Raw genomic sequence first — 13,754 nt, 5'->3', positions numbered from 1 at the left:
GAGACGAATATGATCATCGAAAAGGTCCTCGCCAACACGCACGACCTACCCCCTGGACCGGACCCGTACGCCGGTCTGCACCGGGAAAATGTCGTGCTGCCCAGCGCCCAGCTTGTGAAACGAATCCTGCGCGTCACCACCGACCACGGCAAGGAACTTGGAATCCGCCTGCCGGCCGGCTCAGGCGACCTGCGCGACGGGGACATCCTGCACGTCGCCGGATCCAACATGATTGTGGTGTCCGTGCTGCCCACCGACGTGCTGGTGATTGCGCCCCGGTCCGTCCACGAGATGGGGGTGGTGGCACACTCCCTGGGCAACCGGCACCTGCAGGCCCAGTTCTTTGACGCCACCTCCGAGTACGGCGCCGACGTCATGGTCTGCCAGTATGACCACACCGTGGAGGACTACCTCAAGCACGTCGGGGTGCCCTACGACCGCCAGGAGCGCGTAATGCCCGTGCCGTTCCGCCATGCCGAACACAGCCACTAGCCTGGCGTCCTGGCAGCTCGCCCTGCAGCAGCTGACCGACTCCGCCCTGCCGACCGGGGCGTTTGCGCACTCGCTCGGATTTGAGACCTATATCGATCGCGGGCTGGTGCTCGACGAGGAGTCCTTCGGGGTGTGGTTGTCCGCCTTCGTGGGGCAGCAGCTGACGTACTCCGACGGGGCGGCCATCCGGTTCCTCTATGAAGGTGTCCCGCTTGTCGAGCTGGATGCGCAGCTGACGGCGCAGCTCCTGCCCCGGCAGTTGCGCGAAGCCAGCATCAAGATGGGAACCCGGCTTCTGGAGATCGGCGCCGAGGTCTTTCCCTCACCCGGGCTGGCGGACTACCGGGAGCTGGTGGCCGCAGGCCGCGCCGCCGGCCACCAGCCGCTGGCGTTCGCCGTCGTCGCACGTTCGCTGGGCGTTCCGTTGCCCGAGGCCTTCGCCGCGTACCTGTTCGCCACGGTCACGTCGCTGACGCAGAACGCGGTGCGGGCCATCCCGCTGGGGCAGAACGCCGGCCAGCGGCTGCTGCGCAAGGCCTCCCACGACGTGGCTGCTGCCGTCGACCGGATTGGACTCCTCACGCCCGACGACTTCGGGGCCGTCAGCCCCGGACTGGAAATTTCACAGATGCGGCACGAGCGCCAACGCGCGCGGATGTTCATGAGCTGACCGAGCTATACGAGAAATATGTCTGGAGAAGAATATGTCTGAACCCATCAAGATCGGCGTCGGCGGCCCGGTGGGCGCGGGGAAGACCCAGCTCGTGGAGCGGCTTACCCGCCACATGAGCCGGGAAATTTCCATGGCGGCCATCACCAACGACATCTACACCATCGAGGACGCCAAGATCCTGGCCCGGAACGGCGTCCTGCCCGAGGACAGGATCATCGGCGTTGAAACCGGCGGCTGCCCGCACACCGCGATCCGCGAGGACACCTCCATGAACATGGCGGCCATTGAGGAGCTCAAGAAGCGGCACCCGGACCTGCAGGTGATCTTCGTCGAATCCGGCGGCGACAACCTCTCGGCGACGTTCAGCCCGGAACTGGTGGACTTCTCCATCTACATCATCGACGTCGCCCAGGGCGAGAAGATCCCCCGCAAAGCAGGCCAGGGCATGATCAAGTCCGACCTGTTCATCATCAACAAAACCGACCTCGCACCCCACGTCGGCGCGGACCTGTCCGTCATGGAACGGGACTCGCGCGAATTCCGGGGCGAAAAGCCGTTCTGCCTTACGAACCTGAAGACGGACGAAGGGCTGGAGCGCGTCATCGAGTGGGTGCGGCGCGACGTCCTGATGCTCGACCTCGCATCATGAGCTCGACGGCGGCTATCTCCCCTCGGGCTGACGCCGCTCCCGGCTCTTCGCCGGATATAGAGGGCAGTGCCCGTCCCCAGCCGCTCCCAACTCTCGCAAGCTCGAGTCGGGGCCCACGCGGCAGTGGGACCCCCGCGGTGCCCGCCACGCCGCGGCCCCTTATCCCCGGCTCCGCTCGCGCTGTCGAGTCACCGATGGGGGAACTTGAGTTGCGGGTGGCCGTCCGTGGAGATAGATCGGTGGCCGAGCACCAGTACCATCGGGGCGCATTGCGGGTTTTGCGGCCTCATTACTTGGATGAGAGCGGGCAGGTTTGTTATGTTCTGGTGAATCCTGGCGGAGCTTATCTGGGGGCTGATCTCTATGTGATCGACGTGGAGGTGGGGGACGGGGCGAAGCTGCTCCTCACTACCCAGTCGGCCACCAAGATCTACCGGACTCCCGGGTCCTTTGCTGAGCAGCGGATGCGCGTGCGGCTGGGGGAGGGGGCGCGGCTGGAGCTGGCCCCGGAGCAGCTGATCGCCTACCGGGAGGCCAGTTACCGGCAGAACACCCACATCAGGCTGCGGCCGTCGTCGAGCCTGGTGATGGCGGAAGTCATCACGCCGGGCTGGTCACCGGACGGGGCGCCGTTCCGGTACGAGGAACTGCGGCTCCGGACCGAGATCCAGGTCGAAACCGGCGAAAAAAGTGGACTGCTGGCCCTCGATAACGTGCTGATCCGCCCGCCCCTGGCCGACGTCTCCGGAATGGCGTTCATGGAGGGATTCAGCCATCTGGGGTCGCTGATCGTGGTGGACCCGCGCGTGGACCAGGCCCTCGCCGACGAACTGCACGCGATTACCGCCGGCCGCGACGCCCACACAGGCCTTTCCCTCACCGCCACATTGCTGGGAACCGCCGGCCTGGTCCTGAGATCGCTCTCCAACAGCACCGAGGAACTGAAGCGCATGCTGGGGGATGCCACGGCCCTGCTGCGGAAGCGCTGGTACGGGCAGGAACCCTTGAATCTGAGGAAGTACTGATGGCCGCCCCGATCCGGGTCGCGGACCAGATGGCGGCGCTGTACCGCGACCGGGAGCAGTTACCGTTCCGGACGCGCCTGTTGGTCACCTTCGGTGCGGTGGCAGTGCTCCATGCCGCCGCCGTCGTGCTTTTGTTCTCCGGCACGGCCGGAGGCGGCCAGCCGCTGGCGGCGGGGCTCGTGCTGACCGCCTACCTGGCGGGCGTGAAGCACAGCTACGACTGGGACCACCTCGCGGCCATCGACAATGCGAGCCGGAAGTTCGCCGCCGAGCACAAGGATCCGGTGAGTATCGGCTTCGCCTTCAGCCTGGGCCACAGCTCCGTGGTGGTCCTGGCCGGGGTGCTGCTCGTGGCGGGAGTGTCCCTGGTGGGCAGCTTCATGGCCGAGGGGACCGCCGGGAACCTGCTGCTGGGGCTGATCGGCAGCGGGGTGTCCGGGCTCTTCCTGCTGGCGATGGGCATTTTTAACGGCTCGGCCTTCGCCCGGACGGTGAAGGCCTACCGGAGCGTCCGCACCGGCGCGGCGGTTGTTCACGCCGATCTGGCGGCGGGAGGCTTCGTGGCCCGGCTCCTCACGAAGCCGTTGGCCCGGGTCCGTCGTCCCCGGCACATCTACCTGATCGGCTTCCTGTTCGGGCTGGGTTTTGATACCGCCACCACCATCGGAGTGCTGATCATGGCCACGGCGGCATCGCTGGCTGGTGTTTCCCCGTTCGCCTTGCTGGCGTTGCCGCTGGCCTTTGCCGCTGCCATGACGCTGTGCGACACCATCAACGGCGTGGCCATGATGCGGATGTACCGTTCGGCCCTGGCCGATCCCCGCGGCAAGCTGGTCTTCAATGCCGCCATCACGGGCATTTCCGCCGTGTCCGCCCTCTTCATCGCGGTCATCACCCTGGGCGGTGTGCTCTCTTCGGCCTTTGGCCTCCGGGATCCGCTGACCACGTGGCTGGCTGCCGTGGATCTGGGCGACGCCGGGCTGCTGCTGGTCGCGGGATTGCTGGCCGTCTGGGGAGCGGCCTCCCTGCGGTGGCGATCAGCGGGATAGCCATCCGGCGGTCTGGGCGGCGGCCAGCGATAACGCCACGACGGCGACGCGTTCCTGCCACTGGGAGCCGGGCGGGAGGTGGACGTCATCCCAGGCGGCACCGAATTCCGTAGCAACAGGGGCACACCCGGAGAGGACGGCCCCGGCCAGTACGCCCGCCTCCAGCGCCAGCTTGACATGCCGGAGCGGTGCCGCGACGTCGCGCTGTTCGATTACCGAGCGGGCCCAGTTCACCGTGATCCCGGTCCCTGCCCCGGCGCCAAGGACGGCGTCGATTTCGGCCTCGAGGGACAGGAATCCCTTGACCGGGGGATGGCTGCTGCCGGCGGCGTCACAGTGTTCCAGCACAGGCCGTGCACCGTCCCACTCAAAACCGGCCAGGTCGGTTAATGATGCGCGCAGGGCCTCCGTGGTAGCCCCTGCTGCCCTGGCCCGTTTGAAACGCCGCTCGTTGAGGGCATTTCTGAAGACTGGAAGGCCGCCAAACGTGCGGAACTTCCGCTGGGACGCTTCGGAACGCCCGCGGAGGTGGCGCCCCGTGGCGCTGCTGCTGGCAAGCGTCCCGGGTGGAAACCTCTTCCTGGGGCAAACCCAAGGACGACCTGGTCGATCCGGTCCTGGGGGCGGTCCGGACCGTGCGCCAACACTTGATCGTGGCGGGCACGATCAACAGCGTGTGCAGCGGCATGCGCGGAGCCCCCAAAGTCACGGCCCTAAGCGATGGCTGGATGATGTCCCGCCCCTTCGGGGCAACCTGGCAATGCCATACCGTGGAAGATCTGTGGGCTACTGTCTGAACCAGGAGGCCCCCCTGGCCCAACTCCGGGACTACACCGACGGGAATGCGGCTGCCGGTCACGCGCCCGGCTGGCCGCACCGCGCCTGGTCCCTGACGATGTTTTAGACTGCAGGCTAAGGTAAATTGACAAGCAGGCTTACTTACCGCTCCTGGCCGGCACTGAAAGGCACCAACAATGCTGTTACTTTTCGGGCTCAAGACCATTACCAGGGAGTTGCCGGGGCGGCCTGCGAGCTGTCAGTACTGCCACGCCTTCGCGCACCACCACCTTGAGGAACGGTCGACCAGGTTCACGGTGTTCTTCATCCCGGTGTTCACCACCAGCCGTTCCTACCGGATCACGTGCTCCAACTGCGGGCGAATGTCCAGCATCAGCGCCCGTCAGAAGAACGCCTTGGTCCGCCGATAGGGTGCCCCCGTTCGCGCGGGTTCCAGATCTGCCCCGACCTTGTCCAGGCGTTCAGCACCTGCAGTCCCGCGTGAGCCGCGAGCCACGCGAGCAGCGTCCGTCACGGACAACGAGAAGCAGGGATTCCTCCGCCATGGAAGACGAAATAGACTAGCGTTAGCGCTAACAGTAGCGGCGCGGAGTTGCGGGCGTCGAAATCCTCGGGTCGTCCGGAGATCAGGCGGCGCGGCTGCATACGGAGGGAAGGTGCCCCGCATGGGGAACAGCAATGACCGGCGGCTGCCGCGCCTCGAAGATGTCGCAGCCCGGGCCAAGGTGTCCCACCAGACGGTCTCGCGGGTGATCAACAACCACCCGAATGTCAGCAAGGCAACGCGGGAGCGGGTCGAGGCGGCGATCGCCGAACTTGGCTACCGGCGCAACACCGCCGCCCGGAGCCTGGTGACCCGGCGTACCCAGACCATCGGGGTGCTGGCCTCAGAACTGGGCCAGTACGGCCCGGCGAATACGCTGCTCGGAGTCCAGCAGGCCGCCCGGGAGGCCGGCTATTTCGTGAGCATCGCGGCCATCAAGGGCGCCGGAGCCGACGCCATAGCCGATGCGGTCCGCCACCTGACGGACCAGGGCGCGGACGGGATGATTGTGATCGTGCCGCACGCCGGGACGCTTCAGGCGCTGGAGGAACTGAACCTGGATGTCCCCGTGGTGGTCGTGGGCGGAGCCGGGGAAGGGCGGCTGAGCGGAGCCATGGTCGACCAGAAGCTCGGGGCGCGGCTCGCCGTCGCCCACCTGATCAGCCTTGGCCACCAACGGATCGGTCATGTCTCCGGGCCGCTGGACTGGATCGACGGCCGGGCCCGCGTCGACGGATGGCGCGAAGAGCTGGTGGAAGCCGGCCTCGCCGCCGAGCTCCTGGTGGAGGGTGACTGGAGCGCGGGCAGCGGCTACCGGATCGGGCAGCAGCTGGCAGAACAGCGCGCGGCGACGGCGGTCTTCGTCAGCAACGACCAGATGGCGCTGGGGTTGTTGCGCGCGTTCGGAGAAAAGGGTGTCCGTGTGCCCGAGGATGTCTCGCTGGTCGGCTTCGATGACCAGCCGGAATCCGCCTACTTCATGCCGCCGCTTACCACGGTCCGCCAGGACTTTGAGGAACTCGGCAGACGCTGCATGGATCTGATGCGCGCACAGATCGAGGACGGCGCGGCCCGCGGCATCCGGGTGGTCGAACCCGAGCTCGTGGTGCGCGCCAGTACGGCACCCCGAACCCCGCGCGGCTAGGGACGGACCCTCCGCCAAGTAACTCCTTGCGAGAAATTTCTTGACAGTATGTTTGTTAGCGCTAACAATGGAGTGGTTCGCAACGCTGCGGAACCTATTGGAGGATTTGATGGACGTCTCAGTGGACGGAACCGAAAACTTTGTCATTGGCGTCGACTACGGCACCCTCTCAGGACGGGCCGTCGTCGTGCGGGTCCGGGACGGCAAGGAAATCGGCAGCGGCGTTTTCGCCTACCCCCACGCCGTGGTCACCGACGAACTGCCCGAGGACACCGCGGGCGACGCCGGCATCCGGCTTCCCGGGGAATGGGCCCTTCAGGTGCCCAACGACTACCGGGACGTACTCCGGCACGCCGTTCCGGCCGCGATCGCCGACGCCGGGATCGACCCCGCCGCCGTCGTCGGAATCGCGACCGACTTCACCGCCTGCACGATGGTTCCGGTCAAGGCTGACGGCACCCCGCTGAACGAAGTGGCGGAATTCGCCCGCCGTCCGCACGCCTACGTCAAGCTGTGGCGGCACCATGCAGCGCAGGCGCAGGCGGACCGGATCAATGCACTGGCAGCCGAGAGGGGCGAACACTGGCTCCCGCGCTATGGGGGACTGATTTCCTCGGAATGGGAATTCGCCAAGGGGCTTCAGCTGCTCGAGGAAGACCCGGAATGCTACGCCGCCATGGACTGCTGGGTGGAAGCAGCCGACTGGATCGTCTGGCAGCTCTGCGGCAACTACGTCCGCAACGCCTGCACGGCCGGCTACAAGGGGATCTACCAGGACGGCCGCTACCCCTCGGAGGAGTTCCTGGCCGCCCTGAACCCGCAGTTCAAGGACTTTGTGAGCACCAAGCTGAAGCACACCATCGGCCGGCTGGGCGACGCCGCCGGTTACCTCACGGCCGAAGCGGCCGCGTGGACCGGACTGCCCGAAGGCATCGCCGTGGCGGTCGGTAACGTCGATGCCCACGTCACCGCGCCTGCGGCCCGGGCCGTGGAGCCCGGGCAGCTCGTCGCCATCATGGGTACCTCCACCTGCCACGTCCTGAACGGGGCTGAACTGCACGAAGTGCCCGGCATGTGCGGCGTGGTGGACGGCGGAATCGTGGACGGGCTCTGGGGCTACGAGGCGGGACAGAGCGGAGTGGGTGACATCTTCGGCTGGTTCACCAAGTACGGCGTTCCGCCGGAATACCACCGGGCTGCCGAAGCCGCAGGGCTGGGCATCCACGAATACCTCACCGAACTGGCATCCCACCAGGCGATTGGCCAGCACGGCCTGATCGCCCTCGACTGGCACTCCGGCAACCGGTCGGTGCTGGTGGACCACGAGCTCTCCGGCATCGTGGTGGGCCAGACCCTGGCCACCCGGCCCGAGGACACCTACCGGGCCCTGCTGGAAGCCACCGCCTTCGGCACTCGGACCATCGTCGACGCCTTCCGCGACTCCGGCGTTCCGGTGACGGAATTCATCGTCGCCGGCGGGCTGCTGAAGAACGAGCTCCTGATGCAGATCTACGCCGACGTCACCGGCCTGCAGTTGTCCACTATCGGCTCCAGCCAGGGACCGGCGCTGGGCTCCGCCATCCACGCAGCGGTGGCCGCCGGTAAATACCCGGACATCAGGGCCGCGGCCGCCGCCATGGGCTCCGAGCCGGGAGCCGTCTTCACTCCTATCCTGGAGAACGTCGCCGCCTACGAGGAGCTGTTCCGTGAGTACCGGACGCTCCACGACTACTTCGGCAGGGGAACCAACGAAGTCATGCACCGGCTCAAGACGATCCAGCGCAACGCCGTCCGCCCGCTCTTCACCGCCGGGGTGTCCGCATGAGCGCGCTGCTGGAATCCATCGCACGGCTCCGCGGCGAGGTCTGCGCCCTGCACGCCGAACTCACGCGCTACCAGCTGGTCGTCTGGACGGCGGGAAACGTGTCCGCGCGGGTCCCCGGACATGACCTCATGGTGATCAAGCCGTCCGGCGTCTCCTATGACGATCTCAGCCCGGAGCTGATAGTGGTCACCGACCTGTACGGCACTCCGGTCAGCGGGTTTTCCGCCGCTGCGGACGGTGGGGCGGCGGAATGGGGGAACCCGGACCTCACGCCGTCCTCGGACACCGCGGCGCATGCCTACGTCTACCGGAACATGCCCGAGATCGGGGGAGTGGTCCACACCCACTCCACCTACGCAACCGCCTGGGCCGCCCGCGGAGAAGCCATCCCGTGCGTGCTCACCATGATGGGTGACGAATTCGGTGGCCCCATCCCCGTGGGCCCCTTCGCACTGATCGGGGACGATTCGATCGGCCGTGGCATCGTGGAGACCCTGGCCAACTCCACCTCGCCGGCCGTGCTCATGCAGAACCACGGCCCCTTCACCGTGGGGAAGGACGCCCGCTCGGCCGTCAAGGCCGCGGTCATGTGCGAGGAAGTGGCCCGCACGGTCCACGTCTCCCGCCAGCTCGGTGAACCGCTGCCGATCGACGCGGCCCAGATCGACTCCCTCTACGCCCGCTACCAGAACGTCTACGGCCGCTAGGCCGCGCCACCCGCCGTCGCCCCTTACCTTCCGCAGGAGAAAACATGACGAACGCCAATAACACCTCCCTTGAGCAGTACGAGGTCTGGTTCCTCACCGGCAGCCAGCACCTCTACGGCGAGGACGTCCTCAAGCAGGTGGCCGCGCAATCACAGGAGATCGCCGCGGCCCTCAACGCCTCCTCCGAGGTGCCCGTCAAGCTGGTCTGGAAGCCAGTGCTGACGGACTCGGAAGCCATCCGCCGCACCGCGCTCGAGGCCAACGCGGACGACTCGGTGATCGGCGTGACCGCCTGGATGCACACCTTTTCGCCGGCCAAGATGTGGATCCAGGGACTCGACCTGCTCCGCAAGCCGCTCCTGCACCTGCACACCCAGGCCAACGTCGAACTGCCGTGGGCGGACATCGACTTCGACTTCATGAACCTGAACCAGGCCGCGCACGGCGACCGCGAATTTGGCTACATCCAGTCGCGCCTGGGCATTCCGCGCAAGACCGTGGTGGGCCATGTGTCCAACCCCGAGGTGTCCCGCCAGGTGGGATCGTGGCAGCGCGCCTCCGCGGGCTGGGCCGCCGTCCGCACGCTCAAGCTCACCCGGTTCGGCGACAACATGCGCAACGTCGCCGTCACCGAAGGGGACAAGACCGAGGCCGAACTGCGTTTCGGTGTCTCCGTGAACACCTGGTCCGTGAACGAACTCGCCGACGCCGTGCACGGTGCTGCGGACGCCGACGTCGACTCCCTCGTCGCGGAGTACGAGCGGCTCTACGACGTCGCCCCCGAGCTGAAGGCCGGCGGACCCCGCCACGAGTCCCTGCGCTACAGCGCACGGATCGAACTGGGCCTGCGCAGATTCCTGGAAGCCAACCGCTCCGCCGCCTTCACCACCTCCTTCGAGGACCTCGGCGAACTCCGCCAGCTGCCGGGCATGGCCGTCCAGCGGCTCATGGCCGACGGCTACGGCTTCGGCGCCGAGGGAGACTGGAAGACCGCCATCCTGGTCCGCGCGGCCAAGGTCATGGGCGCCGGACTGCCCGGCGGCGCCTCGCTCATGGAGGATTACACCTACCACCTCGCGCCGGGCCAGGAAAAGATCCTGGGGGCGCACATGCTCGAGGTCTGCCCCTCCCTGACCGCCACCAAGCCCCGCGTCGAAATCCACCCGTTGGGCATCGGCGGCAAGGAAGATCCGGTCCGGATGGTCTTTGACACCGACGCCGGGCCCGGCGTCGTCGTGGCACTGTCCGACATGCGCGACCGCTTCCGCCTGGTGGCAAACGCTGTCGACGTCGTGGATCTGGACGAGCCGCTGCCCAACCTGCCGGTGGCACGCGCGCTCTGGTCGCCCAAGCCGGACTTCGCCACCTCGGCGGCCGCCTGGCTGACCGCCGGCGCCGCCCACCACACCGTCCTGACCACTGCCGTCGGCATGGACGTGTTCGAGGACTTCGCCGAGATCGCCCGCACGGAGCTGCTGACCATCGATCAAGACACCACAATCAAACAGTTCAAAAAGGAACTGGCGTGGAACGCCGCCTACTACAAGCTGGCCGGCGGCCTGTGACCGAATACGGGGCTGCGATCGAATTCAAAATCGAGGCGGGGGAGTACACCGCCGTCATCACGGCCCGGGGAGCCGCCGTCCGCGAACTGCAGCACCGGGGACGGGACCTTGTTGTCCCGTTCCCGGCCGGAGGGCCGAATCCGGACTTCCGGGGCGTCATCGTGGCGCCCTGGCCCAACCGGATTCCGGACGGCAGGTACACCTTCGACTCGGTTGACTACGGCGTGCCGGTCAACGAGCCCGGCCGGCAGTGCGCCCTGCACGGCTTCACCCCGGAGCTGGACTGGCAGCTGGACTCCCGGACGGAATCGGCCGTGGTGCTCTCCTGCGCGATTGCGCCGACGCCGGGGTACCCGTTCGCGCTGGCGCTCACCGCCGCGTACTCGCTGGACGGGGACGGTCTGCACAGCGGCGTCACAGCCCGCAACACGGGTGAAAGGACCGCTCCGTACGGTGTCTGCCCGCACCCTTATCTGCTGGCGGGACCCGCTCCGCTGGATCGGTGGAGCCTCGAGGTCCCCGCGCGGACGTTTCTTGAGGTGACCCCGGACCGGCTGCTGCCGGTCGCCAACCGACCCGTTGACGGACACGAATACGACTTCCGCGCCGCCCGCGTGATCGGTGCCACCGAGATCGACCATGCCTTCACAGACATTGCGTTCGACGGCGACGGCGACGGGCGCGCACGCGTCGTGGCCCGTGATCCGGGCGGGACCGGCGTCGGGATGGCCTGGGACCGGAGCCTTCCCTGGCTGCAGCTCCATACCGGCGACAAGGAGCCCCCGCTGCCCAACCGGCTGGGGCTGGCCGTGGAACCGATGAGCTGTCCGCCGGACGCCTTCAACACCGGCACGGACCTCGTGCGGCTCGACCCCGGAGCCGTCCACGAGGCGGGCTGGTGCATCTTTGCCGCCTGACGGCAGCCACCCGGCGGGTTAGAACGCCGCGGTCGTGACCGCATTCAGATACGAGGCCACTTCGGCAGGCATGTCCACCGAGTCATTGTCGAGGAGCCATTGGACCTGGAGCCCGTCCATGAGTGCGATGATCTGCCGGGCGGCCGCCTCCGGCGCGATTCCGGTCCGGAGGCTGCCCTGCCGGCCCATCTCGGCGAACGCCTCGGTCATCACGCCCCGCACCCAGTTGTACCGGTTGAGAAAGTACTGATGGGCCGGATGCTCCGGATCCGTGGCCTCCGCCGACAGCGCGCAGTAAAGCGCCACCAGGCCCGGAATAGTGGTGTTGTAGCGGGTCAATTCCACCATTCCGCGAAGCAGATCCGCGCCCGTGGCCGTCAGGGCACCGGTCCGGGCAGCAGACTGCTCGTCGCGCAGGGTCAGGAGTGCCTCCAGCAGGGCTTCCTTGCTGTGAAAGTGGTGCAGCAGCCCGGCCTGGCTGAGCCCCACCTTGTCCGCGACGTCCTTCAGTGAGCCCGCCCGGTAACCGGAAGCGGAAAAGACCTCGAACGCCGCGTTCAGGATTTCCTGACGGCGCGCTTCGGTTTTCGCGTAGCTGCCCCGCGGGCGGCCTCGGCGCGGCGTTTCCGCGGAGGCGCTGTGCACTGTTTCTGTCATGACCCCACCCTAACAACGCGAATTTCGACCAGATTCCGAACCGGTCGTCCGATGTGGGCGCCGTCACAATTGGCAACGTTTCAAGCTCGCAAACAAAAACCTAGTACCCACTCGGTTTTCATGTTACGGTCTTCCTCAATGGCCGTCCATGATGGACTGCCACTGATCGTGAAAGGGACCAAAGATGTTCCGATCGAAGCGAATGGCCGCCCTCGTTGCTGCCGTTGCCCTGGGCCTCACCGGATGTTCCGCCGCCGGAGACGCAAGCCAGGAGCAGTCCTCCGCAACCCTCACCCTCGGCACCCTGCTGGCTCCCAAGACGTTTGCCGCGGACCAGTCCGAATTCGCCAACCTCTCGCCTTTCTACCAGGCCGTGTACGACACCCTGATCCGGATGAAGCCGGACGGCACGCTGGTGCCCATGCTGGCCAAGGAGTGGAAGTACAACGCCGACAAGACCGTTCTGACCCTCAGCCTCCGCGACGACGTGAAGTTCACAGACGGCACGCCCTTCGACGCCGATGCGGCCAAGCAGAACCTTGATCGGTTCAAGGCAGGCACGTCCCCGGACGCGCAGTTCCTCGCGGCACTTGCGACAGCGAAGGCGGTGGATGCCACCACACTGGAGCTGACGCTCTCCGCCCCGGACCCGGCGTTCCTGAACTACCTGTCCAAGGATGCGTCCTTCATGCAGAGTCCGGCATCGTTCGCCGCCCCGGACATCGCCACCAAGCCGGTCGGCTCCGGACCGTACGTTCTGGACACCGCCGCCACCGTCACGGGCACTTCCTACAGCTACAAGCGCAACCCGGAGTACTGGGACAAGGGCCTGGTCCACTACGACAACCTGGTCCTCAACGTCTACGGCGACCAGACCTCGTTGCTGAACGCCATCAAGTCCGGCCAGCTGAACGCCGCCAACACCATCGACAACAACACCCTGACCGAAATTGAAGCCGCGGGGTACAAGGTCAACCCGCTCCAGCTGAACTGGTCCGGTCTGCTCCTCTTTGACCGCGCCGGCACCACCAACCCGGCGCTCAAGGACGTCCGCGTCCGCCAGGCACTGAACTACGCCTTCGACACGAAGGCAATGCTGGAGTCCATCGGCCAGGGCCACGGCGAGCTGACCACGCAGGTGTTCCCGACGTCGTCGGACGCCTATGACCAGTCCCTGGACGCGCGGTACTCCTACGACCCGGCCAAAGCCAAGGCGCTCCTGGCCGAGGCAGGCTACGCAAGCGGGCTGACTCTGAAGCTGCCCTCCTCCACCCTGCTGGGCAACACGATCCCGGCGCTGATCACCCAGCAGCTCAAGGACGTCGGAATTACCGCCGAGTTCACGGACACCGGCAACAACTTCATCGCCGACCTCCTGGCACCGAAGTACGGCGTGAGCTACATGATTCTGGAGCAGCAGTCCGACTGGCAGCTGATCAACATGAAGCTCGCCCCGAACGCACCGTGGAACCCGTACAAGTACGAGGACCCAAAAGCGGATGAGCTGATCAACGCGATCCACGTCGGCTCCGCGGACGAGCAGAAGACCGCGGCCAAGGAACTGAACAAGTACATCGTGGAGCAGGCTTGGTTCGCGCCGTGGTACCGCCCGCAGTCCAGCTTCGTCACCGACGCCAAGACGAACGTCGAGGTCCAGACGGGCAATGCCTACCCGTTCATCTGGTCCTTCACTCCCGCCTCCTAGCGGA

Annotated in this window: 14 protein-coding genes and 2 pseudogenes; 14 read left to right on the top strand and 2 right to left on the bottom strand. The window is 66.7% G+C overall.

Annotation, left to right across the window (positions count from 1 at the left end; genetic code table 11):
• The first annotated feature begins 9 nt into the window (after positions 1-9).
• The 5 genes from ureE (at position 10) to QFZ69_RS21060 (ending at position 3,888) form a co-directional block, all read left to right on the top strand.
• The gene (gene ureE, locus QFZ69_RS21080; RefSeq protein WP_306914234.1) at positions 10-492 is read left to right on the top strand and encodes an urease accessory protein UreE; all 483 of its coding nucleotides are present in this window, start codon (positions 10-12) and stop codon (positions 490-492) included.
• Positions 473-1,162 carry an urease accessory protein UreF gene (locus tag QFZ69_RS21075; RefSeq protein ID WP_306914231.1) on the top strand — a complete coding sequence of 230 codons (690 nt, stop codon included), beginning with the start codon at positions 473-475 and terminating at the stop codon, positions 1,160-1,162. Before ureE ends, QFZ69_RS21075 begins: the two co-directional genes overlap by 20 nt.
• Positions 1,163-1,196: 34 nt before the next feature.
• On the top strand, positions 1,197-1,814 hold the full coding sequence (gene ureG / locus QFZ69_RS21070) for an urease accessory protein UreG (protein ID WP_306914229.1): 618 nt from the start codon (positions 1,197-1,199) through the stop codon (positions 1,812-1,814).
• Between the two features lie 194 nt (positions 1,815-2,008).
• A complete protein-coding gene (locus QFZ69_RS21065; RefSeq protein ID WP_306914227.1) occupies positions 2,009-2,839 on the top strand; it encodes an urease accessory protein UreD in 831 nt (276 codons plus the stop codon).
• Entirely contained in the window at positions 2,839-3,888 is a 1,050-nt protein-coding gene (locus QFZ69_RS21060) for a HoxN/HupN/NixA family nickel/cobalt transporter (RefSeq protein WP_306914225.1), read from the top strand. The genes QFZ69_RS21065 and QFZ69_RS21060 overlap by 1 nt, the downstream gene beginning before the upstream one ends.
• Here the strand turns inward: QFZ69_RS21060 and QFZ69_RS21055 are convergent.
• A pseudogene (locus QFZ69_RS21055) lies at positions 3,877-4,302 on the bottom strand (DUF4862 family protein); the annotation flags it as partial. The gene QFZ69_RS21060 and the pseudogene QFZ69_RS21055 overlap by 12 nt on opposite strands.
• A 12-nt stretch (positions 4,303-4,314) precedes the next feature.
• Here QFZ69_RS21055 and QFZ69_RS21050 point away from each other — a divergent pair.
• The 8 genes and pseudogenes from QFZ69_RS21050 to QFZ69_RS21015 form a co-directional block, all read left to right on the top strand.
• A pseudogene (locus tag QFZ69_RS21050) lies at positions 4,315-4,486 on the top strand (SDR family oxidoreductase); the annotation flags it as partial.
• Entirely contained in the window at positions 4,455-4,685 is a 231-nt protein-coding gene (locus QFZ69_RS21045; protein WP_306919725.1) for a hypothetical protein, read from the top strand. The pseudogene QFZ69_RS21050 and the gene QFZ69_RS21045, both read left to right, overlap by 32 nt.
• A gap of 177 nt (positions 4,686-4,862) precedes the next feature.
• A complete protein-coding gene (locus tag QFZ69_RS21040) occupies positions 4,863-5,096 on the top strand; it encodes a zinc-ribbon domain-containing protein (protein ID WP_306914223.1) in 234 nt (77 codons plus the stop codon).
• 255 nt (positions 5,097-5,351) lie between these two features.
• Positions 5,352-6,374: a LacI family DNA-binding transcriptional regulator gene (locus QFZ69_RS21035; protein ID WP_306914221.1), complete on the top strand. Its 1,023-nt coding sequence runs from the start codon at positions 5,352-5,354 to the stop codon at positions 6,372-6,374.
• A gap of 109 nt (positions 6,375-6,483) precedes the next feature.
• A complete protein-coding gene (gene araB, locus QFZ69_RS21030) occupies positions 6,484-8,199 on the top strand; it encodes a ribulokinase (protein WP_306914219.1) in 1,716 nt (571 codons plus the stop codon).
• On the top strand, positions 8,196-8,906 hold the full coding sequence (locus QFZ69_RS21025) for an L-ribulose-5-phosphate 4-epimerase (protein WP_306914218.1): 711 nt from the start codon (positions 8,196-8,198) through the stop codon (positions 8,904-8,906). Before araB ends, QFZ69_RS21025 begins: the two co-directional genes overlap by 4 nt.
• 44 nt (positions 8,907-8,950) lie before the next feature.
• A complete protein-coding gene (gene araA / locus QFZ69_RS21020) occupies positions 8,951-10,471 on the top strand; it encodes an L-arabinose isomerase (protein ID WP_306914216.1) in 1,521 nt (506 codons plus the stop codon).
• The gene (locus QFZ69_RS21015) at positions 10,468-11,388 is read left to right on the top strand and encodes an aldose 1-epimerase family protein (RefSeq protein WP_306914214.1); all 921 of its coding nucleotides are present in this window, start codon (positions 10,468-10,470) and stop codon (positions 11,386-11,388) included. The genes araA and QFZ69_RS21015 overlap by 4 nt, the downstream gene beginning before the upstream one ends.
• Positions 11,389-11,406: 18 nt before the next feature.
• Here QFZ69_RS21015 and QFZ69_RS21010 read toward each other — a convergent pair whose 3' ends face one another.
• Complete coding sequence (locus QFZ69_RS21010) at positions 11,407-12,045, bottom strand: TetR/AcrR family transcriptional regulator (RefSeq protein WP_306914212.1); 639 nt, start codon at positions 12,043-12,045, stop codon at positions 11,407-11,409.
• Between the two features lie 184 nt (positions 12,046-12,229).
• On the opposite strand from QFZ69_RS21010, the gene QFZ69_RS21005 reads away from it, so the two are divergent.
• Complete coding sequence (locus QFZ69_RS21005) at positions 12,230-13,750, top strand: ABC transporter substrate-binding protein (RefSeq protein WP_306914210.1); 1,521 nt, start codon at positions 12,230-12,232, stop codon at positions 13,748-13,750.
• The last annotated feature ends 4 nt before the right edge of the window (positions 13,751-13,754 follow it).

The organism is Arthrobacter sp. V1I7 (assembly GCF_030817015.1).
Classification (GTDB): domain Bacteria; phylum Actinomycetota; class Actinomycetes; order Actinomycetales; family Micrococcaceae; genus Arthrobacter.
Note: the sequence above shows the minus strand (reverse complement) of the source record. Positions and strands in the feature narration are given on the sequence as shown.